The sequence below is a fragment of the Meridianimaribacter sp. CL38 genome (assembly GCF_004328055.1).
Taxonomy (GTDB): Bacteria; Bacteroidota; Bacteroidia; order Flavobacteriales; family Flavobacteriaceae; genus Gaetbulibacter_B; species Gaetbulibacter_B jejuensis.
On sequence record NZ_QKWS01000002.1, the window covers coordinates 13,136 to 33,926 of the forward strand.

At 32.6% G+C, this 20,791-nt stretch carries 23 protein-coding genes; 15 read left to right on the forward strand and 8 right to left on the reverse strand.

Translation table 11 applies throughout. From position 1 onward, the window contains the following. Window positions 1-729 (reverse strand): hypothetical protein, encoded by a 729-nt coding sequence (locus DMZ43_RS05260; protein WP_238155778.1) that lies wholly within the window; start codon window positions 727-729, stop codon window positions 1-3. Window positions 730-928: 199 nt separating this feature from the next. On the opposite strand from DMZ43_RS05260, the gene DMZ43_RS05265 reads away from it, so the two are divergent. From DMZ43_RS05265 to DMZ43_RS05295, 7 genes are read left to right on the forward strand one after another with little or no spacing between them, the layout of a single operon-like run. Beyond that, on the forward strand, window positions 929-2,353 hold the full coding sequence (locus DMZ43_RS05265) for an ATP-dependent RecD-like DNA helicase (RefSeq protein WP_131506555.1): 1,425 nt from the start codon (window positions 929-931) through the stop codon (window positions 2,351-2,353). A gap of 41 nt (window positions 2,354-2,394) precedes the next feature. Further along, the gene (locus tag DMZ43_RS05270) at window positions 2,395-2,961 is read left to right on the forward strand and encodes a DUF4126 domain-containing protein (protein WP_131506556.1); all 567 of its coding nucleotides are present in this window, start codon (window positions 2,395-2,397) and stop codon (window positions 2,959-2,961) included. A gap of 48 nt (window positions 2,962-3,009) precedes the next feature. Beyond that, window positions 3,010-3,738 (forward strand): 3-deoxy-manno-octulosonate cytidylyltransferase, encoded by a 729-nt coding sequence (gene kdsB / locus DMZ43_RS05275; protein WP_129761813.1) that lies wholly within the window; start codon window positions 3,010-3,012, stop codon window positions 3,736-3,738. Next, on the forward strand, window positions 3,729-4,430 hold the full coding sequence (locus tag DMZ43_RS05280) for an HAD family hydrolase (RefSeq protein ID WP_131506557.1): 702 nt from the start codon (window positions 3,729-3,731) through the stop codon (window positions 4,428-4,430). Before kdsB ends, DMZ43_RS05280 begins: the two co-directional genes overlap by 10 nt. Next, complete coding sequence (locus tag DMZ43_RS05285; protein WP_131506558.1) at window positions 4,431-5,048, forward strand: CatA-like O-acetyltransferase; 618 nt, start codon at window positions 4,431-4,433, stop codon at window positions 5,046-5,048. Window positions 5,049-5,093: 45 nt separating this feature from the next. Beyond that, on the forward strand, window positions 5,094-6,176 hold the full coding sequence (locus DMZ43_RS05290) for an iron-containing alcohol dehydrogenase family protein (RefSeq protein ID WP_238155779.1): 1,083 nt from the start codon (window positions 5,094-5,096) through the stop codon (window positions 6,174-6,176). Between the two features lies 1 nt (window position 6,177). Continuing rightward, a complete protein-coding gene (locus tag DMZ43_RS05295) occupies window positions 6,178-6,726 on the forward strand; it encodes a 1-acyl-sn-glycerol-3-phosphate acyltransferase (protein ID WP_131506559.1) in 549 nt (182 codons plus the stop codon). 134 nt (window positions 6,727-6,860) lie between these two features. Here the strand turns inward: DMZ43_RS05295 and DMZ43_RS05300 are convergent, their stop codons facing one another. Continuing rightward, a complete protein-coding gene (locus DMZ43_RS05300) occupies window positions 6,861-7,328 on the reverse strand; it encodes a nuclear transport factor 2 family protein (RefSeq protein ID WP_131506560.1) in 468 nt (155 codons plus the stop codon). A gap of 109 nt (window positions 7,329-7,437) precedes the next feature. Here DMZ43_RS05300 and DMZ43_RS05305 point away from each other — a divergent pair, with 109 nt between their 5' ends. Further along, window positions 7,438-8,472, forward strand: a complete 1,035-nt coding sequence (locus DMZ43_RS05305; protein ID WP_129761818.1) for a hypothetical protein — start codon at window positions 7,438-7,440, stop codon at window positions 8,470-8,472. A 97-nt stretch (window positions 8,473-8,569) separates the two neighbouring features. Here DMZ43_RS05305 and DMZ43_RS05310 read toward each other — a convergent pair whose 3' ends face one another. After that, window positions 8,570-9,124 (reverse strand): thioredoxin family protein, encoded by a 555-nt coding sequence (locus tag DMZ43_RS05310; RefSeq protein ID WP_131506561.1) that lies wholly within the window; start codon window positions 9,122-9,124, stop codon window positions 8,570-8,572. Between the two features lie 38 nt (window positions 9,125-9,162). Between DMZ43_RS05310 and DMZ43_RS05315 the strand changes: the two genes are divergently transcribed. The 3 genes from DMZ43_RS05315 to DMZ43_RS05325 are packed head-to-tail and all read left to right on the forward strand — an operon-like array spanning window position 9,163 to window position 11,442. Next, window positions 9,163-9,501 (forward strand): tRNA-binding protein, encoded by a 339-nt coding sequence (locus DMZ43_RS05315; protein WP_129761820.1) that lies wholly within the window; start codon window positions 9,163-9,165, stop codon window positions 9,499-9,501. A gap of 1 nt (window position 9,502) precedes the next feature. Continuing rightward, a complete protein-coding gene (locus DMZ43_RS05320; protein WP_131506562.1) occupies window positions 9,503-10,417 on the forward strand; it encodes a bile acid:sodium symporter family protein in 915 nt (304 codons plus the stop codon). Then, entirely contained in the window at window positions 10,414-11,442 is a 1,029-nt protein-coding gene (locus DMZ43_RS05325; RefSeq protein ID WP_238155780.1) for a lysophospholipid acyltransferase family protein, read from the forward strand. The genes DMZ43_RS05320 and DMZ43_RS05325 overlap by 4 nt, the downstream gene beginning before the upstream one ends. Here the strand turns inward: DMZ43_RS05325 and DMZ43_RS05330 are convergent. The 3 genes from DMZ43_RS05330 to DMZ43_RS05340 form a co-directional block, all read right to left on the reverse strand. Beyond that, the gene (locus DMZ43_RS05330) at window positions 11,437-13,938 is read right to left on the reverse strand and encodes a M14 family metallopeptidase (protein WP_131506563.1); all 2,502 of its coding nucleotides are present in this window, start codon (window positions 13,936-13,938) and stop codon (window positions 11,437-11,439) included. The genes DMZ43_RS05325 and DMZ43_RS05330 overlap by 6 nt on opposite strands. Window positions 13,939-14,021: 83 nt before the next feature. Further along, complete coding sequence (locus DMZ43_RS05335; protein WP_131506564.1) at window positions 14,022-14,420, reverse strand: PUR family DNA/RNA-binding protein; 399 nt, start codon at window positions 14,418-14,420, stop codon at window positions 14,022-14,024. Window positions 14,421-14,491: 71 nt separating this feature from the next. Next, window positions 14,492-16,252, reverse strand: a complete 1,761-nt coding sequence (locus tag DMZ43_RS05340; RefSeq protein WP_131506565.1) for an ABC transporter ATP-binding protein — start codon at window positions 16,250-16,252, stop codon at window positions 14,492-14,494. Window positions 16,253-16,387: 135 nt separating this feature from the next. On the opposite strand from DMZ43_RS05340, the gene DMZ43_RS05345 reads away from it, so the two are divergent. The 4 genes from DMZ43_RS05345 to yajC all read left to right on the forward strand — a co-directional run bounded on the left by DMZ43_RS05345 (window position 16,388) and on the right by yajC (window position 19,410). Next, window positions 16,388-17,491, forward strand: a complete 1,104-nt coding sequence (locus DMZ43_RS05345; protein WP_131506566.1) for a Glu/Leu/Phe/Val dehydrogenase — start codon at window positions 16,388-16,390, stop codon at window positions 17,489-17,491. A gap of 105 nt (window positions 17,492-17,596) precedes the next feature. Continuing rightward, the gene (gene nusB / locus DMZ43_RS05350) at window positions 17,597-18,541 is read left to right on the forward strand and encodes a transcription antitermination factor NusB (protein WP_238155781.1); all 945 of its coding nucleotides are present in this window, start codon (window positions 17,597-17,599) and stop codon (window positions 18,539-18,541) included. 74 nt (window positions 18,542-18,615) lie between these two features. Further along, a complete protein-coding gene (locus DMZ43_RS05355) occupies window positions 18,616-19,113 on the forward strand; it encodes a DUF1573 domain-containing protein (RefSeq protein WP_129761826.1) in 498 nt (165 codons plus the stop codon). 6 nt (window positions 19,114-19,119) lie between these two features. Continuing rightward, on the forward strand, window positions 19,120-19,410 hold the full coding sequence (gene yajC / locus DMZ43_RS05360; protein WP_131506567.1) for a preprotein translocase subunit YajC: 291 nt from the start codon (window positions 19,120-19,122) through the stop codon (window positions 19,408-19,410). A gap of 119 nt (window positions 19,411-19,529) precedes the next feature. Here the strand turns inward: yajC and DMZ43_RS05365 are convergent, their stop codons facing one another. Together DMZ43_RS05365 and DMZ43_RS05370 are read right to left on the reverse strand one after the other, a co-directional pair. Further along, entirely contained in the window at window positions 19,530-20,126 is a 597-nt protein-coding gene (locus tag DMZ43_RS05365; RefSeq protein WP_131506568.1) for a YdeI family protein, read from the reverse strand. 3 nt (window positions 20,127-20,129) lie between these two features. Next, on the reverse strand, window positions 20,130-20,780 hold the full coding sequence (locus tag DMZ43_RS05370) for a hypothetical protein (protein ID WP_131506569.1): 651 nt from the start codon (window positions 20,778-20,780) through the stop codon (window positions 20,130-20,132). Window positions 20,781-20,791 lie beyond the last annotated feature (11 nt).

Here is a 20,791-nt window from a genome sequence, read left to right on the forward strand (position 1 = left end):
TTATTGCTCTTTTGAATAGTTAATAGGCCAGTTTCCAATGGTTTTTACTTCGTCCATTGAACCTACTTTCAGAGATGGTCCATTTACACCATCAACCGAAATAACTTGTTTTTCTTTCTTAACCAAGTTTTTATCTTGGTCAAATAAGATTACTGATTTGTCAACTTTAGCTTCAAATACTGGAATTTCGTCCAACATTCCTGCTTTAAGTTCAAACTTAGCGCCTTCTTGACCAACTGGTACGTTCATCATTGTTTTATATCTTGTATCAGCTCCAAAAAGAGAATCTTTTACAGGAACAAAACCTAAAGTGTCAATGATAACAATATCCTTGGTAGTTTCTACTCCACCATAACGTCTTGTTAATTCTTCATCAATAACAGTAGAATCTCTACGTTGAGTAATAGTATATTGAGCAGTGTCAATAAACTTCACTAAATCATCAAAGTTATCAGTGAATTTTCCAGTTACAGTTCTGTGAGCTAACTCAGCATCTCTAATATCTTTTAGTTTTTCAATAACAACCGCATAGCGTTTTTCTTTTAGTTGATTGAATTGAATCTCTCCGTAAACAGACATAAATGTAGAGTAGGCTAGATAAGCAATTACAGCCCAAAGTACAATGTTGATTACAGGTTTTAATTTTTTAGGTACAAATTTATCAATCAACCATACGATTCCTATCGTAAGAAGAATAACAATTATAGCAGCAATAATTATTGTTAACATAGTTAGTTATTTTTATTTTTTATTAAAGGTGATACGCAAATCTACAATTTTTTTTTATTCACAAAAACCAATGCAAATAAAATTAGACTAAAAAAAAGAAAGATATAAAAATTGTTTCACATAATTAAGTCTTAAATTTAGTATTAATGTTTTAAGGCTATGTTATATAAGTATTATATTGCCACTCTTAAATAAAAAAATGACTGCTTCAGAATTTTATAAACTTTTAAAACAAAAATTCCCTTTTCAACCAACTAGTAAGCAAGAAATTGTCTTATTACAGCTTTCTGAGTTTGTTTTTGACGATACTCCTAATGCTCTTTACTTACTAAAAGGTTTTGCAGGAACAGGTAAAACTAGCATTATTGGAACTTTAGTGTCTAACCTTTGGCAAACTAAAAAAAGTGCTGTATTAATGGCACCAACAGGTAGAGCAGCAAAGGTGATTTCAAATTACTCAGGTAAAGAAGCGTTTACTATTCATAAAAAGATATATTTCCCTAAAAAGGATAAAGCAGGAGGTGTTAAGTTTGTAATGCAGCCTAATAAGCATCGTAATACTATTTTTATTGTGGATGAAGCTTCGATGATTCCTGATGCTCCTGCAGATTCTAAACTGTTTGAAAATGGCTCGTTGCTAGACGATTTAATGCAATATGTGTATTCAGGACATAAGTGTAAACTATTACTTATAGGAGACAAAGCACAGTTGCCTCCTGTAAAATCAGAGTTAAGTCCTGCTTTAGATGGCGAACAGTTAGATTTAAACTACAATAAGAAAGTGACTTCAATTGAATTGGACGAAGTTGTAAGACAAGAACAAGATTCAGGAATACTTGAGAATGCTACACAGCTAAGAGAAGTGTTGCAAGATGGCTTTTATGAGAGTTTTACATTTAATTTAGGAAACTATAAGGATATTGTAAGGCTTGTTGATGGACATGAAATTATGGACGCTATCAATGATTCATACACTGCTAATGGTCATGAAGAAACAGCAATTATAGTTAGAAGTAATAAGCGTGCAAATCTTTATAATCAGCAAATAAGAAGTAGAATTTTATTTAATGAAAACGAATTAACAACTGGTGATTTTTTAATGGTTGTTAAGAACAATTACTTTTGGATTAAACCTACTAGTGAAGCAGGTTTTATTGCAAATGGTGACATTATTCAAGTTTTGGAAATTTTCAATATTCAAGAATTATACGGATTTCGTTTTGCCGAAGTAAAAGTAAAAATGGTTGATTACCCAAAAATGCGACCTTTTGAAACGGTTTTGCTGTTAGATACTATTGATGCTGAGTCACCTTCGTTACCTTATGAAGATTCCAATAGACTGTATCAAGAGGTTCAAAAAGACTATGAAAACGAAACCTCTAACTACCGAAAGTTTTTAAAGATTAAAGGAAACAAACATTTTAATGCATTACAGGTTAAATTCTCCTATGCTATTACCTGTCATAAATCTCAAGGAGGACAATGGAATACAATATTTGTGGAGCAACCTTATCTTCCAAACGGAATAGATAAAGAGTATTTACGTTGGTTGTATACAGCTGTTACAAGAGCCAAAGAAAAGTTGTATCTTATTGGCTTTAAGGACGAATTTTTTCAAAATTAAGTTTGGCAAGCTTTATGCTTTCATCAATATAAAAACACTAAATGACAGTAGAAACAATTATTAGTATTTTCTTAGGGATTGGGCTTGCCGCATCAGTTGGTTTTAGAGTGTTTGTACCCTTATTTGTACTTAGCTTAGCAGCTTATTTTAATCTTTGGGAACTCAATGAGTCGTGGCAATGGATAGGTAGTTTAGCAGCAGTAATTACATTGGGTGTTGCAACTTTGGTAGAAATTACTGCGTATTACATTCCTTATGTAGATAATTTATTAGACTCTATCGCAATTCCGTTGGCAACTGTAGCAGGAACAGCAGTTATGGTATCAACAGTAGCCGATTTAAGTCCAGTAATAACTTGGGCTTTAGCAATTATTGCTGGTGGAGGAACTGCTGCAGCCATAAAAAGTACAGCAGGAGCAACACGGTTAACCTCAACAGTATCCACAGCTGGTTTTGCTAATCCTGTAGTATCAACTGTAGAAACAGGTACATCAGTAGTAATGTCAATTTTGTCTGTATTTTTACCAATTATAGGTTTTATTCTTGTTATTGTGGTAATGTATGTAATATTTAAAGTTTACAAAAAGATTAAACCAAGTAGACCTTAATTATCCCTTAAAAGTTTTATTTTTGAAAAGAAATTCGACTTTCCATTTATGAAAATAATTTCAATGATTCCAGCACGTTACAGTGCATCACGTTTTCCTGCTAAGCTTATGCAAAATTTAGCAGGTAAGTCAGTAATACTTAGAACATACGAAGCTACAGTAGCTACACATCTCTTTGATGATGTTTATGTAGTAACCGATAGCGAAATTATTTTTGATGAAATCGTCAATAATGGAGGAAAAGCCATAATGAGTAAACGCGAGCATCAATCAGGAAGTGATAGGATTGCTGAAGCAGTTGCTGACTTAGATGTGGATATTGTTGTAAATGTTCAAGGAGATGAACCGTTTACTGAACGCGAAAGCTTGCAAAAAGTTATTGAGGTTTTTAAGCACGACGATAAAAAGGAAATTGATTTAGCCTCATTAATGGTTGAAATACACGATTGGGATGAGATAAACAACCCAAATACAGTTAAGGTTATTGTAGATCAAAATAATTTTGCATTATACTTTTCGCGAAGCCCAATTCCTTATCCAAGAGATAAAGAAGCTGGAGCTAGGTATTTTAAACATAAAGGTATTTATGCATTTAGAAAACAAGCACTTTTAGATTTTGAAAAATTACCAATGCAATTTATTGAAGCTACAGAGAAGATTGAATGTATCAGGTATTTGGAATATGGTAAAAAAATAAAAATGGTTGAAACCACTGTGGAAGGTGTAGAAATTGATACACCTGAAGACCTTGAAAGAGCTAAGCGCTTATGGAAGTAAACTATAGTAACATAAAAGTTATTGGCTTTGATGCTGATGATACACTTTGGGTAAACGAAACCTATTTTAGAGATGCCGAAATGGAATTCGCAAAACTGCTATCTCAGTACGAAACTGTTAATAAAATTGACCAAGAACTGTTTAAAATGGAGATGAAAAACCTTCCATTATACGGTTATGGAGTTAAAGGGTTTGTGCTTTCTATGGTTGAAATGGCTTTAGAGTTATCTAATAATGATGTGTCTAACGCTACAATTGATGCCATACTAAAAATAGGTAAAGATATGCTCAACAAACCTGTAGAATTATTGGACGGTGTTGAAGAAACCTTAGTTGAGTTATCAAAAAATTACCGATTGATTTTAGTAACAAAAGGCGATCTTCTAGATCAAGAACGAAAGCTAGAAAAATCAAGATTGACAAAATATTTTCATCATATAGAAGTTTTGAGTGATAAACAGGAAGCCAACTATTCTAAATTATTAAACCATTTAGATATTAAACCTTCAGAGTTTTTAATGGTTGGTAATTCGTTAAAATCCGATATTTTACCACTGGTAAATATTAAAGCTCAAGCTATTCATGTACCATTTCACACGACTTGGCAACATGAAACTGTTTCTAGTAAAGAGGCTAATGGTAAAGGGTATAAAACAGTGGAAAGTCTAATTCACATTTTAGAAGAACTTTAGATGAAAGAAATTAATATAGAATCTTGGAATAGAAAAAGACTTTACACACATTTTAGGCAACTTAAAGACCCTTATTTTGGTGTTGTAATACCTTTTGATGTTACCAAAGCATATAAATTTTCTAAAGCACAAAATGTAAGTTTTTTTGTGAAATATTTACACGATTGTATGAAAGCTATAAATGCGGTAGATAATTTTCGTTATCGTATTATCGATGATAAAGTAGTAGATTTTGATGTTATTCACGCTTCTGCAACTATAGCTAGAGAAGATAATACTTATGGGTTTTCATACATCACTTTTAATGAAAATTTAGAACAATTTGTAATTAATTTCAATAAAGAAAAAGAGCGCATTCAAAACTCAGACGAATTGTATCCACCTGTAAATGGTCAGGATTGTATACATTGTTCTGCGTTGCCATGGTTTAGTTTTTCAGGCCATAAAGAGCCTTCATCAGGTCAATTAGAATCAATTCCTGAATTGGCTTTTTCAAAAGTCGAAGAAACTAATGGTAAGTTGATAATGAATGTTTCAGTACATGTAAATCATGCATTGATAGACGGTTATCATGTAGGTTTATTTGCTGAAAAGTTTCAAAATAATTTAAATACTTAGGTAATACAAAGTTTGTTATTACTTTTGTTAAAGACATAAAAATAAATGAGTTATAAAAATTATCCAATGGTGTCCAGAGTAGTTTTTGGACGAGGCTGTTTTAATCAGTTGGCAGATATTATTTCGCCTAAGCGGTTGAACACTAGAGCACCATTTATATTTTTGGTAGATGATGTGTTTAAAGGAGATGCATGGTTAAACTCTCGTATTCCTTTAGCATATGACGATCAGTTGATTTATATTTCTGCAGAAGAAGAACCAAAAACGTCCCAAGTTGATGAGCTTGTAGAACAAATTATACTAACCCACAAAGATAGACCTTCAGGGATTATTGGTATTGGAGGAGGAACTTTGCTAGATCTTGCTAAAGCAGTAGCTGTTATGCTTACAAACGAGGGAGAATCTAGAGATTACCAAGGTTGGGATTTAGTTAAAAATCCAGCAATATATCATGTAGGTGTGCCAACAATTTCAGGTACAGGAGCCGAAGTTTCTAGAACGACTGTTCTTACAGGACCAGAAAAAAAACTAGGGATAAACTCTGATTATACACCTTTTGACCAAGTTATTCTTGATCCCGAACTTACTAAAGATGTTCCTAAAGAACAGTGGTTTTACACAGGTATGGATTGCTATATTCATTGTATTGAATCGCTTAACGGTACATACTTAAATGCGTTTAGTCAAAGTTATGGAGAAAAGGCTTTTGAGCTTTGTAAAGAAATATTTTTAGATAATGATTTATCTGAAGAAGAATCGCAAGATAAACTTATGATGGCGTCATGGCATGGAGGAATGAGTATTGCCTATTCTCAAGTAGGTGTAGCTCATGCTATGAGTTATGGATTATCTTTCTTATTAGGAACAAAACATGGTATAGGAAATTGTATTGTTTTTGACCATTTAGAAGAATTTTATCCAGAAGGTGTTGCGTTGTTTAAAAAAATGAAAAAGAAGTTTGATATAAAACTTCCTCAAGGCCTTTGTGCTGATCTTGACGAACAGCAATTTGATACTATGATAGACGTTGCAATTAGCCTAGAACCTTTATGGGAAAATGCTTTAGGAAAAAACTGGAAACAAACCATTACCAGAGAAAAACTAAGGGCTCTATACGAAAAGATGTAATATGCGTTGGCTAGCCAAATTTATATATTTTAAACTCCTTGGCTGGAAAGTAGTTGGTAATGTTAATATGTCTAGAGATACAGTAAAAAAGGCAATTATTATTGCTGTACCTCATACCAGTTGGCATGATTTTTATATAGGTGTTTTACTTCGTAAGGTTTTAAATATAAAAACCAATTTTATAGCTAAAAAAGAATTGTTTGTTGGTCCTGTTGGTTGGTACTTAAAAGCCATTGGTGGTGCTCCAATTGATAGACAAACTAAAGAAAATAAAGTTGAAGCTATTGCAAAACTTTTTGCTCAAAAAGAAGAGTTTAGAATGACTCTTGCTCCAGAAGGTACCAGAAAAAAAGTAGATAAATGGAAAACAGGTTTTTACTATATAGCTAAAGAAGCCAAAGTACCTATTATTATGTTTACACTAGATTTTGGAAAGAAAGAGAATAGAATTTCAGAACCGTTTTATCCTTCTGATGATATGGAAGCTGACTTTGATTTTATGCATAATTTTTACAAAGGTGTAGTAGGTAAGAAGCCTGAATACTCTTAGTTTTGGCATAAAATTTGAATGTAACTAAGCAATAGTCAAGCTGAAACATAAAGTAAACTATTCAAGTCCCTAAAAAGAAACAGTTTTTGCTATTAATTCAAAGCTACTTCACAGTAAATGGAGTAGCTTTTTTTTTAATTAACATTACTTTCAAATTTATCTAACAATTTATTGGTTTGCAGTTGTAGTTTCTTTTTGAAAAACCCAGTACCACCCAGTAAAAAGCCTTTAAAACCCATAGCTTGCTGTGACCATTTATGAAGATTAAATGTGTCAATATGGCGTATGATTTTTCCATCTTTAAATTCAAACTCAGCATCAATTTTATTATGTACTTTTCTACCTGTTTTACTAAAAGTGTAATAGGCTTCCCAATGCGCTTTACCAGTTTGCTCATTAGCTTCAATGTTTGAAAATTCAATTTTAAAGTCTTTCCCTTTTTGTGAAGCACAAAGCATTCGCCACATGTTTTTTGCTCTGTTTTTTTGTAACACTCCAAAAGCAGGATCTTCAAAAGTAATATCGTCGTGGTAACAAGACACCATGGTTTCTGCATCTAGGTTATTGAATGCCTTATAAAATGTTTCTATCGTGTGTTGCATACAATCAGTTTTAAGCTTTAGTAAATGTAATCTTTAATTTTTTAAAAATTTTAAAACCGCTCTTTATAAAATTACGTAGGTATACTAATAACAATAAAATTTTAAACACATGAAACGATTTAATTCATTAAAATTAGTAGTCTTAATCACTGCTTTGTCAACTTTTGTTTTCTCATGTAGTGATGACGATGACAATAGTAATCCACCAATGGAAACGTCAGTATATTTATTGGCTTCAAATAATTCTGATGGAAACATAAACATTTACGATGTTACCGATGGAAGCAACGTTACTACAAAAACACTTATTACAACTTCTGTAGCGGCTGATGGTATTTATTATGACCAATCTGATGATGCAGTTATTCAAGCTTCACGTTCTAATTTAGGATTAGAAGGTGTGACTAATATTTCAACTATTACAAGTGGAACCTCAGTAGGTATAGATATTATGGGAACTCAAGATATGTCTAGTCCTAGAGAGGTTGCTGTAAATGGAAATTTTTATGTTGTGGCTGATAATGCTGATGTTGATGGTGACACCAACACTCCTGATGGTAGATTGTATATCTATTCTAAAAACGGAAGTAGTTTTACTTTAAGAAATGTAATTACAACCGATTTTAAACTTTGGGGAATTACATTTTACAACAACGATTTATATGCTGTAGTTGATGCTACAGGTGAGTTAGCAGTATTTACAAACTTTTTATCTAACACTACTGATGCTATGTTATCAGCATCAAAGCGAGTAGTTATTGAAGGTATTGTAAGAACACACGGTTTAACTTATGATGCTACTACAGATACTATGGTAATGACTGATATTGCTTCGGCTATGAATGGTCAAGATGATGGAGGGTTTCATATTATTGAAAACTTTACATCTAAGTTTAATGGTGTGTCTAATGGAGGAACATTGGCTATGAGTCAACAAATTAGAGTTGCTGGAAGTGCTACAATGCTAGGTAACCCTGTTGATGTAGCTTATGATAGTGAAACAGAAACAGTTTATATTGCTGAAGCTGGTAATAATGGTGGACGTATTTTAGCATTTAATAATATTGGTACAGGAGGAAATATAGCTCCTGTTTTAAACAATAGTTTGGCTGCTGCATCTTCAGTATATCTATATAAAAACTAAATCTTTCTTTGATTAACTTTTGGTTAAAATTGCTATGAGAAAGACGAAAGGCTATCAATATTTTGATAGCCTTTTTTTTGTTATGTTTTTTTATCTACTACTTCCACTTAATATTACAGCCTATACTTGGCTTTTGCAGCTCATTAATAGGTTTTTGAGCTAAAAGCGCATCTAGAGCAGCTCTAATGTCACTTCCTGTAACTTCAATGTCATTTCCTGGTCTAGAGTCGTCTAGTTGTCCTCTGTAAACTAATTTTAAATCTTTGTCAAATACATAAAAATCTGGAGTGCATGCAGCATCATAAGCTTTGGCGACTGCTTGGGTTTGGTCAAATAAATATGGAAAAATAAAGTCTTGCTCAATGGCATTACTTCTCATAAGTTCAGGTCTGTCTTGTGGATAGTTTTCAATATCATTACTGGAAATGGCAACACAGTTTACACCTTTAGAAATGTAATCTTTTGCCAATTGAGATAATTGCGGATTTACATGCTTTACAAAAGGGCAGTGGTTGCATATAAACATTATCAAAGTAGCATTAACACCTTTTAATTCATCTAGTGACATTTGCAAACCACTTACACTATCTTGTAATTTAAAATTTGGAGCTTTGGTTCCTAAGGGTAACATATTTGATGGAGTTCTTGCCATTTATTTGTGATTTTAGTTTTATAACGTATTTTTAACCTATGGATAATACTATAATAACTTTTGAAGACTTTTCCAAAGTGGATATTCGTGTGGGAACCATAATTGAGGTTAATGATTTTCCTAAAGCACGACGACCAGCATACCAATTAACCATTGATTTTGGTGATTTGGGTATTAAAAAGTCTTCCGCACAAATTACAACATTATATACAAAATCGGAATTGCTTAACCGACAAATTCTAGCCGTAGTTAACTTTCCAAAAAAGCAAATCGCAAACTTTATGAGTGAATGTTTGTTGTTGGGAGCTGTTAATGGAAAGGATGTCATTTTGTTAAACCCAGAACAAAAGGTTAAAAATGGCGAAACAGTAGCCTAATATGATAAAGCAGCTAGACGACGTACAAATACAATTTAATAGTAATGAGCTTTGGGTTTTAAACCTAGCTTTAGCTGTGGTAATGTTTGGTGTGGCTTTAGGCATTTCAGTAAGTGATTTTAAGCGTTTGTTAAAACAGCCAAAAATAGTATTGGTTGGGCTATTGTCACAATTTGTAGCTTTACCATTACTAACATTTTTGATTATTATTTGCATAAAACCACAACCCAGTATTGCCTTAGGAATGATGATGGTTGCTGCATGTCCTGGAGGAAATATATCAAACTTTATGACGCATTTGGCTAATGGGAATACTGCATTATCAGTGAGTTTAACAGCTTTTGGAACATTGATGGCTATTTTGATTACACCTATTAATTTTCAACTCTACGGAAACTTATATCAGCCAACTGCCGAAATACTAAAAAGTGTTCAGCTACAACCATTTCAGTTGGTAAAACTAGTCTTGTTAATTCTTGGAATACCTTTAGTCTTAGGAATGTTTTTAAGGCACAAGAATAAAGCCTTAGCTGATAGATTATCAAAACTGTTAAAACCTATATCAATACTTGTATTTGCTGCAATTGTGGTTATTGCCTTTACAAATAATCTAGAAGTCTTTAATAACTATATACATTACGTGCTTCTCATTGGGATTGCACATAATTTACTAGCAATACTTTTAGGATTTTTCATAGCCAAGGGGTTTAGACTAACATTTAGAGACCAAAAAACAATTGCTATTGAAACAGGAATCCAAAACTCAGGGTTAGGGTTGTTACTCATCTTTACTTTTTTTAGTGGGTTAGGAGGTATGGCTATAATGGCAGCCTTCTGGGGAATTTGGCATATTGTTTCAGGGTTATTATTGGCCTTCTTTTGGTCTTACAAACCTTCTAAAGCAACAGCAGTTTGAAAACGTTATGGTTGCATATTGTTAGAGCTTATTTAAGTTTGGGCTTGTTCTTTTATTTCAAGACCATTAAAGTTGTACATGCTGAAAATGTGCCTAAAAATGGAGCTGTTTTATTTTTGGGAAACCATCAAAATGCCTTATTGGATGCACTATTGATTGCTGTAAAAAGTGGACGTTTCTCATACTTTTTAACGCGAGCAAGTGTATTTAAAAGGAAAGTGATTGCAAGTATTTTAAAGAGCTTATTGATGCTTCCTGTGTATAGAGTTAGAGATGGCTGGAGCAATATTTCTAAAAACAATTCGGTTTTTTCAATGTGTGCTAATTTATTGAATAAAGGAGAAGCCATTACTGTTTTTCCTGAAGGAAATCATAGCTTAAAACGACGTGTTAGACCTTTGAGCAAAGGATTTACTAGAATGGTTTTTGAAGCGTTACAGCATAATCCTGAGTTACAAGTTAAAATGCTGCCTGTAGGTTTTAATTACTCCAATCCAACACGTTTTGGTAGCAGTGTATCATTAAACTTTGGAACTCCAATTTTAGTGACTTCTGAAGTTATAAAAAGTGTAGATGAAAGCACTAAAGCTCTAAAAGCCAAAGTGTTTAATCAGCTTTGTGAGCTTACCACTCATATCCCAGAAGCAAACTACGAAAACGACATAAAGACATTAAATGATTTGCAAGTTGACTTTTTGCAACCTACAAGCATTAATGCTTGTATAGCTAGTCATTTTGAAAATTGTAAACCAGCAAAACCTAACCGATTTTCAATATTTAAATCGTTTTTTAAACTGCTTTTAATTATTCATCTATTTCCACCTTACCTCATTTGGAAGTTCTTAATAGAACCAAAAATCAAAGAAGCAGAATTTATAGACACCTTTCGTTTTGCTATTGCTATAACTTTAGTGCCAATTTACATGGTAATAGTTGTTGTTTTATTATCAATGTTGAGTTTTAAACTAGCAATATCTTGGTTTCTCTTTGTTTTAGGAATAGCCCTTTTTTCAGTTAAACTATAGTTGCTCTCTAAAAAAGATGGTATTTAACAACAGCTTATTTGTACCATACCAAAACGCTCTAAAATTAGTGTTGTCTGTAAAAACAGCTACATTGCCACGTCTTAAACGCTGTACTTTAAAAGGAACTGTTAACGATAAACTATCTAGGTTAGATTGTGAAATATAACCACTCAACAAAGGGTTTTTTGTGTATTGAATAGGATTGTTGTAACTCTGTTTATCAGCTGAAACAAACAACGTCGTATTTCTAAACATAGCTAGCTTATCATTTTTATAACCAAAATTCACTGGATGCGAACGATCTAGTTTTGTTTCAAAAATGGCTCCTCCAATAACCTGAGCACCATTATAATCACTACGTTCTTCAAATGAAATGTTTGTTGCAGTACGTTCTACAGTTTTAAAGTTTAGTTTTAAAAATTCGTTGTTGTTCAACCAACGTAAAGCATATCTGTAACCAATTAAAGTTCCTCCATTTTCCACCCAAGTTTTTAAAGCTTTAGCATCAGCACCACTTAAAGATCCACTTGGTAAAATTATAGTATTGTAACGATCAAGATTGGTACGTTGTAAAGACCTTGTGTCTAGTTTTGTTACAGTCATATCAAAGCGTTGGTCAAATAAGTGCCACAATTCTCCAGCATCATAAGAAGTGATACCATCTCCAACGATTAGTGCTATTTTAGGTTGTTCCAAAGTTCTAAATTTACCACTACCTAAATCAATTCCCTCGGTAAGTCCTGTTGAAACAGCATCAATAGTTATATGACTTTCTTTGGCAATTTCATTTAAAAGCGAATACAACTCATTTGCATTTTTTGATTGATTTTGAACAGGAATAAGTATGGTTCCATAATCATAATCAGTGTTTTGTAATGTAAAAGGTTGCATAGCTACTTTGGCTCTAATACCAGACTTTAAAATAGCGTTAAGTGCTTTTGGAGCATAGTATTCATGCCATTGCATCAGATAAGCATAGCTGCTTTTAGCTGTAACCTTTCCTGGTTTCATAGTGAGTTGAGTAACTTCTTCTCCTAAGTGTGAGGTTGAAACATTTTCAGCATAATCTACATTAAAAGCTAAAGAAAATGTCCATGCCGAAATATCATAAAACAAGCTATCGGTAAATGTAGTTCGCTTTTCAAACATTGCATTAATCAAACGTGTGTTTTTTTGATTTTTAGGAACAATATAACTGTAGCCTTTTTTAAACGATTTTCCATCTGCTTTAAAATCAGATTTTATATCGTAAAAAGTTATGTTTTGGCGTTTTAAAATTTCAGCTAAATGATAAGTTTTTGCAGCGTCTTTTTCGTCACCAAACACAATGGCTTTACCATTTTCTTTAGCAGCTTCTTCTCGTGCGTTTTTATAAAAATTATGCTGATAGGTCAATAATTCTTCTCGCATACTTTCAGCAGCTTCTAGAGTAGATAAAGCAGCAGTAAATTGATTTCTTATAGTAAACGGAAAGGTCAACAATCCGTTAGCACTTTCTTGTATATGTCCTCGCGAACTGGCTTGTTCAAACAAAATACCAATTCCTCCATTTATATCAGGAAAAGTTGATCCTTTTCCATAGTAAAAATCATCAAAATTTTCTTCGGTATAGTATAATGAGCCTATTTTATCTAAAGCTTTAGCATGATAATTTCCAATTTTTTTGGTAAGCTCTTGATTTAATTTAGGTGTTAAAGGATGTGTTCTCGAAGGGATTCCTGGTTGAAAGAAGAAGGTAGAGTTAGTTCCCATTTCATGATGGTCAGTTAAAATATTTGGTAACCACTTATGAAATGTAGTAATTCGCGCTCTCGATTCTGGTAACTGAACTGGTAACCAATCTCTGTTCATGTCAAACCAATAGTGGTTGGTTCTTCCACCAGGCCATACTTCGCGATACTCTCTGTCGTTTGGGTCTGGATTTAAGTTTTTACCTCTATTGGTATTTGCCCAATAGGCAAAACGTTGTAAACCATCAGGATTAAAAGCAGGATCAAGCAAAATAACACTTTCATCTAAAAACTGTTTTACAGCATCACTTTCAGCAGCAGCAAGATAGTAAGCAACCAAAAGTGCTGCGTTAGAACCACTTGGTTCGTTACCATGTATTGAAAACCCTTGATATACTACTATTGGTCTGTTTGCAGTACTTACAGTGTTACTTTCAGTAGCTGCAATATGAGCGTTCTGTATTTCTGAAAGATTACTATGATTTTCAGGAGAAGTTATAGTAAGTAGGAGTAAAGGTCTGTCTTCATAAGTCGAACCTCTATTTTCTACACTTACTCTATTTGAAGCTTCTGCTAAAGCATACATGTACTGCACAAGTTTATCATGTGTTACATGCCATTCGCCAACCTCGTGTCCAATTACTGATTGTGGTGTAGGTATATCAGGATTATAAGTTGTGTTTTGTGGTAAATAATAGTCTAAATTGGTTTGTGCTTGTAGGTTAAATGCTAAAACAAAAAAGAGTAGTGAGTATAAAAATTTCATAAGGATTGTGTTAGTGTATAAATATAAAAAAACCGCTACTGTATTAGTAACGGTTTAATGTATTTTAACAAAAGATGTTGTGTTTATATATCTTCAAAGTTTACATCTGTAAAGCTTTCTGTAGATTTAGAAACATTTATAGTTTCTCCACCTTCTTCAATATCAGCATTGCTGTAATCGTCTTTTTTGAAATCTTTTTGATGACGCTCGCTTATAACTTCATCCCCTTTTTCGTCGATGATGTATGAGGTCATTTCATTTAATATTTCATTGAACTCAGCAAAATCTTCTTTGTATAAATAGATTTTGTGTTTTTTGTAGTGAAAAGAACCGTCGTCATTAGTGAATTTTTTACTCTCAGTTATTGTTAAGTAGTAATCTCCTGCTTTAGTAGCTCTCACATCAAAAAAATAAGTACGTCTTCCTGCTCTTAATACTTTAGAAAAAATTTCTTCTTTTTCCATCATTCCGTGGTCACTCATAGATTTTAAATTAATAAATTAGTTATGTTAACGTTTCAAAAATCTAAAAAAAAAGAATAGTAACCAACAAATTATGATATTTCTTTTTCTGTAAGCTGCTTTAAATAGAGCTCTTTGTAGTAACCGTCAGAGTTTAAGAGTGTTTCATGTGAGCCAGATTGAATAATTTTACCATCGTCTAAGACAATAACTTTATCAGCGTTTTTAGCTGAAGAAATTCTATGGCTTACTATAATTGTGGTTTTACCTTCTGAAACTTTACTAAGATTTTTAAGTATTTTCTCTTCAGTTTCAGTATCTACAGCAGATAAGCAATCATCAAACAATAATATTTTTGGAGATTTTATAATAGCTCTAGCAATAGAAACACGTTGTTTTTGACCACCAGAAAGCGTTATACCTCTTTCGCCTAAAACTGTATCGTATCCTTTGCTAAACTTTTTAATGTTTTTGTGTACATCAGCATTTTTTGCAGCATTAATAACGTCTTCGTCAGTAGCATTTTCTTTACCAAACATAATATTGTTTTTAATGGTATCAGAAAATAAAAAAGCATCTTGTGGCACGTAACCTATACTATTTCTTAAATCATTAAGATTGAGCATATCAATAGGTTTGTCATCAATAGTAATACTACCTTGATTGATGTCATACAAACGACCAATAAGGTCTAAAACAGTTGATTTTCCTGATCCTGTTTTACCAAGTATAGCAAGAGTTTCACCTTTTTTGAGCGAAAAACTAATGCCTTTTAATGCTTCAATATTAGTGTCAGGATACGTGAAAGATACATTACTGAATTCAATATTACCTTCAACAGTAGTATGCTCTTGTGTTTTGTTTTTTATGGTTGGTTCTTGCTTTAAAAACTCATTTATACGTTTTTGAGAAGCTTCAGCACGTTGTACTACCGAAGTTACCCAACCTACAGTTGCAACAGGCCAAGTAAGAAGGTTTACATATATAATAAATTTAGCGATGACACCTAAACTTTCAATTTCTCCATCGATATATTGTTTACCTCCAATATAAATTACAATGATGTTACTTAATCCAATTAAAAAAATCATTAAAGGAAAAAACAACGCTTGTACCTTGGTAAGGTTTATGTTTTTCTCTCTACTTTCGGTAGATAAGGTGTCAAAATCAGCATTTACTTGCTCTTCAATACCATACGACTTTATAACACTAACACCACTAAACGATTCCTGTGTAAAGGTTGATAATTTTGAAAGCCATACTTGTACAATTGTACTACGTTTATGTATGGTTTTACTTAAAACATAAATGAGGTAGGATAAAACTGGTAGTGGAATAATAGTATATAGTGTTAGTAATGGTGCAGACTTAAACATTAAAAACAATGCAATAACAAATAATGTTAGCGTGTTGATGCTATACATAATTGCTGGTCCAGCATATTCGCGAGCTTTACCAACATCTTCACTTATGCGACTCATAAGGTCGCCTGTTCTGTTGGATTTATAAAAGTCTAACGACAGACGTTGATATTGTTGATAAACTTCGTTTTTTAAATCAAACTCAATATATCTTGATACATTGATAATGGTTTGTCGCATTAAAAACGTAAAAATGCCTCCAATAACCGCAGCACCAACAATGTAAAGAATGTTGATGAGAAGTTCTCGTTTTACAACAGCCATATCAGTAATAATACCTTTTCGGTATTCATCAATAACATCAACCGATGAACCTACAAGCTCTGGTGTAAACAATAGAAAGATACGAGCAACTATAGTAATTATAACTCCTGATAGAAGTTTGTATCTGTATTTGTAAAAGTATTTATTGAGATGTTGTAATTCTTTCATTTAAGGATTGCAAAGATTTAATAATCGTTACCATGTAATTTTAGTCGGATAATTTTGCGAATACTTTAATATTAAGTTATTTTTGCACGCTGTTTTTAGACAAACTAAAAAAGCTATAAAATTAATAAAAATATAATGATATCAGACGTCATAAGTTCTAAAGAACTTTCAAAGGTTGATCCTGTTTTTGGTCAAGTATCTTTTGACAATCACGAGCAAGTTGTGTTTTGCAACGACAAAGATACTGGTTTAAAAGCAATAATTGGAATTCATAACACAGTTTTAGGTCCAGCACTTGGTGGAACTAGAATGTGGAATTATAACAACGAGTGGGAAGCACTTAACGATGTGTTGAGATTGTCTAGAGGTATGACCTTTAAATCGGCAATTACAGGTTTAAACCTAGGTGGTGGAAAAGCAGTAATTATTGGAGATGCTAAAACCCAAAAAACTCCTGAACTTATGAAAAAGTTTGGTGAGTTTGTTCACTCTTTAAGTGGTCGTTATATTACTGCTGAAGATGTAGGTATGGAAACTTCAGACATGGATACAGTAAGAGAAGTAACACCTTACGTAACTGGAATTTCTGAAAGTATTGGAGGAGCAGGTAACCCATCACCAATTACAGCTTATGGTGTATTTATGGGAATGAAAGCAGCTGCCAAGTTTAAGTTTGGTTCAGATGTTTTAGAAGACAAAACCATCTTTGTACAAGGAATTGGGAATGTTGGTGAAGCTTTAGTAGAGCATTTGGTTAACGAAGGAGCTAACGTAACTATTAGTGATATTAGTAAAGAGCGTTTAGAAAGTATTAGAGACAGATATGGTGTAACTATTTACAACGGTAACGATTTGTATAGTGAAGCTATGGATATTTATGCACCTTGTGCTTTAGGAGCTACTATAAACAATGATACTATTCATAAATTACAAGCTAAAGTAATTGCAGGAGCAGCAAACAACCAATTAGAGATTGAAGAGGTTCATGGTAAAATACTTCAAGAAAGAGGTATTGTGTACGCTCCTGATTTCTTAATTAATGCTGGTGGAATTATTAATGTTTACGCAGAATTGGAAAACTACGGAAAACCAGAAATTATGCGTAAAACAGAGAATATCTACAATACTACTTTAGAGATTCTTAAAAAAGCAGAACACGATGGTATCACAACCAACAGAGCTGCTTTAGATATCGCTCAAGAGCGTATCGAGACTAGAAAAAGAGAAAACGCAAAATAATTTAACAGTTACCAGCATTTAGTTTCGGTAATGAATAAATAATACTATTTTTGTGAGGCGAAAAGGTAAAGCTTTTCGCCTCTTAATTTTAACGTTCTTTATAATATGCTTAACAGAAGACATATTCGTATCAAGGTCATGCAAACCATTTATGCATTTAATGGTTCAGAAAACTCTGACCTCAAAAAAGATGAAAAATTCCTGCTTCAAAGTTTAGATAGTATGTACGATTTGTACTTAGCTATTCTATCATTACTCATTGAAGTTCAAAAAAGAGCTGAAGACCACTTAGACAAAACACAAAAGAAGTTTTTAGCTACACATGAAGAAAAAAATCCTAATTCAAAGTTTGTAAACAATAGTATACTTTGTGCTTTAAGAGACAACGAAACCCTAAAGGACGAACTAGAAAATCGTAAACTGAACTATTGGTATTTAGATTTTGAGTACATCGAAATCATTTTTAAAGCTATTTTAGAAAGTAAAATCTACAAAGACTATATGGCTACTAAAACTTCTAGTTTTAATGAAGATAAAGCTGTAATAGTTGATTTGTTTACTGAAATCATAGCGCCTAACGAAAAGCTATTTGATTACTTTGAAGACAAAAAGTTAACTTGGGTAGATGATTTACCAATAGTAAACACTAGCATATTAAAGTTGCTTAAAAAATGTAAGCCAGATGCTCCAGAAGCATTCTTTACACCAAGCTTGTACAAAGATTTAGACGATAAAGATTTTGCTACAGAGTTGTACAAAAAAACCGTTTTAAATACTACTGTTTATAACGATGAAATAGCAAACAAAACCAAAAACTGGGATGCTGAGCGTATCGCGAGTTTAGATTCGGTATTGTTAAGAATGGCAATTTGTGAGTTTCAAAAGTTTCCATCTATTCCAGTTAAAGTAACTATAAATGAGTATTTAGAGATTGCTAAAGAGTACTCAACACCTAAGAGTAGCATCTTTATAAATGGTGTTTTAGACAAAATTGTTAAAGAATACAAAACCGACGGGAAACTAAATAAAATAGGCAGAGGATTGATGTAATAAGAAATTATTAGTACCTTTATCTGCTGAAAAATGTAAAACATTTAAATAATAATTCTTAAAAATTTAACCCTATGAAAAAAGTGATCTTAAGTTTAAGCGCATTATGTATGGTAGCTTTTACTTCATGTAAGGAAGATGCAGCAAGCAAAGTGAAATCTGAAAATGTAGCTCAAGCTGCTGAAAGAGATGCAGTTGCTGGTGAACTTCCAGTGATTTCTTTTGAAGAAGCAGAACACGATTTTGGAACCATAGTTGATGGAACTCCAGTTGAAACAAAATTTAAATATACTAATACAGGTAAAGCACCATTAGTAGTTAGTAACATTAAAAGTACTTGTGGATGTACTGTACCTCAAGATTGGAGTAGAGAACCTTTAGCTCCAGGTGAGTCATCTGAATTTACTGTAAAATTCAATGGTAAAGGAAAAAACCAAATCACTAAAACTATTACTTTAACTACAAATACTGAAAAAGGTTCAGAGCAAGTTAAAATTAAAGCTTTTATTGAGCCAGATCCAAACGCTCCTCAAAAAGCAGCAGGTAGTGCAAGTATTAAGCAAGTAAACTAATAATTAATGGAAGGAATTTCTGGTTTTTTACCTTTTATAGCCATGTTTGTTGTGGTGTATTTCTTTATGATTGCACCTCAAATGAAACGAGCTAAACAGGAAAAAAAGTTTGCAAGCGAATTAAAAAGAGGAGATAAGGTTATTACCAAAAGTGGTATGCACGGTAAAGTTGTTGAATTAAACGACAAAGACAATAGCTGTGTCATTGAAACCTTAGCAGGAAAAATAAAGTTTGAACGTTCTGCCATTTCAATGGAAATGAGCAAAAAGTTAAATACTCCTGCAACTACTAAGTAACTTGCTTAAACAGTATAAAATAAAAAACTCCGAAGTAATCCTTCGGAGTTTTTTTATGTATTTATTATAAACACTAAACACTAAACACTAAACACTAAACACCAAACACCAAACACCAATTAGCAATTCTTATATTTATCATGTAAGCCAACACCTTTTAAAATCATTGGTGTAATTTTGTCTAATCGGGTTTGTTTGGTAGTTTCTCTTTTAGCACTTTCAATATACTCACAGTATTCTCGTTGTTTACCAGGAGTTAAAGCTTTAAAACTAGTGTTAAGCTCACCATTGGCTTTTAAAACTGTACTTAGTTCTTTTGGGATAACCACAGTTTTACCTTTACGTTCAGGTTTTAATTCTTTACCAAGCTTTTGGTTTTCTATAGCTTCTTTTACATAGGCTAATACAGCAGCTTTGTCAATATCTTCAATAGACTCAAAACGCATTTGTCGTAAAGCTTTTGTTTTTTCTTGAGCATTAACTAGTAGTTGTTGTTCATCTTTAAGAAACACACCATTAAAAAACCAAATACCAAAGTGCTGTTTAAAAGCACCTAAACCCACAACATTTTTACCGTTTAGGGAATACACAGGAGCACTCCATTTTAAACTTTCATTGAGTTGGGTGGAATTTATAAGGTCACGCAATAAGGTTAAGGCATCACTAAAATGGCTATTGACTTCTATATATTCTTCTACTGAGGATACTTTTTTCATAGTTTAGTTATTATGTTTTACATATTCATAAATAGCGACACTTGTTATTGTTCCATTGGCTTCGGTAGTTATTTTTGAAATATTTCCAGTGTTATCCACACAGTAGGTACTTGTGGATATGTAATTGCTTTTTTGATTATCTGTAAACACTAAGCTTTTGCTTTCAATTAAAAATCCTTTTTCATCATATATGTTTTCAGTTTGAAGTCGTTTAGGATTGTCTTTAACTCTCCAAACTTTAGTAACGTCACCTGCTTTGTTGTATTCGTACTCAAAAGCACCATTTTTACTGTATTGATTCTGTGGGATTTTATCACCAGATAAGTCAAATTCTTGGTCTACTCGCTTAATTTCTTTTCCCTTGGAATTATATGAAATTAAAATTCGTGATGTATCATTAGGATATTCAAACTTGAAATGAGATTCTAAGGATCCATTGGGTTGAAATCGCTTTTTCTCAATCATACGTCCATTTTTGTCATAAAGCTCCCAATCCCATAATCTTTTTTCATTTTGATGCTCAAGATCTAACAAGTAGATTTTAACTTCTTTTATTCCATTTTGTTTATATCTATCAGCTTCTTTTTTCCACATGCTTTGTGAAAAACTTGAAAAACTGATGATTAAAGCTAGAAACAGTATGGTTTTTTTCATGAGTTTGGTTT